This is a genomic window from Aminobacter sp. BE322 (assembly GCF_050433525.1).
Taxonomy (GTDB): Bacteria; Pseudomonadota; Alphaproteobacteria; order Rhizobiales; family Rhizobiaceae; genus Aminobacter.
Genome location: NZ_JBNPXB010000043.1, coordinates 1 through 2,500 on the forward strand (window position 1 = coordinate 1; position 2,500 = coordinate 2,500).

Annotated in this window: 1 tRNA gene and 2 rRNA genes (1 of these 3 cut by a window edge); all 3 read right to left on the reverse strand. The window is 55.6% G+C overall.

Features of this window, described 5'->3' with window-relative positions:
* Positions 1-10: 10 nt before the first annotated feature.
* Positions 11-87: transfer RNA gene (locus tag J2X50_RS24795), tRNA-Met, on the reverse strand.
* Between the two features lie 299 nt (positions 88-386).
* A 5S ribosomal RNA gene (gene rrf / locus J2X50_RS24800) occupies positions 387-501 on the reverse strand.
* A gap of 194 nt (positions 502-695) precedes the next feature.
* Positions 696-2,500: ribosomal RNA gene (locus J2X50_RS24805) — 23S ribosomal RNA — on the reverse strand; it runs 1,006 nt beyond the window's last position.

Sequence of the window (2,500 nt, forward strand, 5' to 3'; positions counted from 1 at the left end):
GTTTGTATTTTGGTTGCGGGGGTTGGATTTGAACCAACGACCTTCAGGTTATGAGCCTGACGAGCTACCGGGCTGCTCCACCCCGCGTTGAACTTTTCCGGCTTTCGCCGGCGGGGAACAGCCCGATCTTTTGTGTTTGCCCGTCCTCGAAGCCCTTGGCCCTGAAGAAGGGGGCTTCTGCGGTCGGGCGGGGTGCTGCTCCACCCCGGGTTGAACTTCTTGTGCCGGGCTTGTCCGGCTTTTCCTCGGGTCATGTAGGGTTTTTCCTACGGTTTGCGAGGTTTTTGCAACAGAAAGGGCCGCCCAATCCTTGCAAGACTGGCGGCCCGTTGGTCCCGTTGGCGGGCCATTTATCGTATTGAGAAGATTTTACATGCCCTTGGCAGACCTGGCAGCGACTTACTCTCCCGCGTCTTGAGACGAAGTACCATCAGCGCTGGAGCGTTTCACGGCCGAGTTCGGAATGGGATCGGGTGCAGCCGCTCCGCCATAACCACCAGGTCGGCAAAAGGCATGTAATCGAGAAGCTGCAGGCTTAGCCTGTTTTTTGTGCCGTGATCTGACCTCCGGGCAAAGCCCGCAAGGTCGACCGACCGTCGGCGCTTGTGCGCCGCGCCCGCGCAGCGCCGCCCGAAGGGCGGAACAAGCGTGAGCGATAACTGGCATCGCTTTAGCGATGAACATAAGGAATGAGAACGATCAAGCCTATCGAACTATTAGTACCGGTAAGCTTCATGCGTTGCCGCACTTCCACACCCGGCCTATCAACGTGGTCGTCTTCCACGGTTCTCAGGGAATACTCGTTTTAAGGTGGGTTTCCCGCTTAGATGCCTTCAGCGGTTATCCCGTCCGGATATAGCTACCCTGCTATGCGGCTGGCGCCACAACAGGTCCACCAGAGATCCGTCCATCCCGGTCCTCTCGTACTAGGGACAGATCCTTTCAATATTCCTACACCCACGGCAGATAGGGACCGAACTGTCTCACGACGTTCTGAACCCAACTCACGTACCGCTTTAAATGGCGAACAGCCATACCCTTGGGACCTGCTCCAGCCCCAGGATGCGATGAGTCGACATCGAGGTGCCAAACAACCCCGTCGATATGGACTCTTGGGGGTCATCAGCCTGTTATCCCCGGCGTACCTTTTATCCGTTGAGCGATGGCCCTTCCACACGGGACCACCGGATCACTATGACCGACTTTCGTCTCTGCTCGACTTGTCAGTCTCGCAGTCAGGCAGGCTTATGCCATTGCACTCAGCGAACGATTTCCGACCGTTCTGAGCCCACCATCGCGCGCCTCCGTTACTCTTTAGGAGGCGACCGCCCCAGTCAAACTACCCACCATACATTGTCCCGGACCCGGATAACGGGCCGCGGTTAGACATCCATAGAGATAAGGGTGGTATTTCAAGGGTGGCTCCACCAAGGCTGGCGCCCTGGCTTCAAAGCCTACCACCTATCCTACACATGCCACTACGAATGCCAATGTAAAGCTATAGTAAAGGTGCACGGGGTCTTTCCGTCTAACCGCAGGAACCCCGCATCTTCACGGGGAATTCAATTTCACTGAGTCTATGCTGGAGACAGCGGGGAAGTCGTTACGCCATTCGTGCAGGTCGGAACTTACCCGACAAGGAATTTCGCTACCTTAGGACCGTTATAGTTACGGCCGCCGTTTACTGGGGCTTCGATTCAAAGCTTGCACCTCTCCTCTTAACCTTCCAGCACCGGGCAGGCGTCAGACCCTATACGTCGCCTTGCGGCTTCGCAGAGCCCTGTGTTTTTGATAAACAGTCGCTACCCCCTGGTCTGTGCCACCCTCCTACGGTTGCCCGCAAAAGGGTCACGCTTCTTCCGAAGTTACGCGTGCAATTTGCCGAGTTCCTTCAGCATAGTTCTCTCAAGCGCCTTGGTATACTCTACCAGTCCACCAGTGTCGGTTTCGGGTACGGTCTATAAGTGGGAGCTATTTCCTGGAACCGCTCCGCTGCCGGGATCAATCCGATAAGACCCGACAACTTGTGCGATCCGTCACTACCCACAGGCCCACGAATATTAACGTGGTTCCCATCGTCTACGCATTTCTGCCTCGACTTAGGGGCCGGCTAACCCTGCTCAGATTAACTTTAAGCAGGAACCCTTGGACTTTCGGCGGGGGAGTCTCTCACTCCCCTTACGTTACTCATGTCAGCATTCGCACTTCTGATACCTCCACCGCCCCTCGCAGGTACGGCTTCACTGGCTTACAGAACGCTCCGCTACCGCTTGCAGCAAGCTGCAAACCCTAAGCTTCGGTGTATGGCTTGAGCCCCGGTACATTTTCGGCGCAAAGACCCTTATTTAGACCAGTGAGCTGTTACGCTTTCTTTAAATGATGGCTGCTTCTAAGCCAACATCCTGGTTGTTTTGGGATCCTCACATCCTTTCCCACTTAGCCATAACTTGGGGACCTTAGCTGTAGGTCAGGGTTGTTTCCCTTTTCACGACGGACGTTA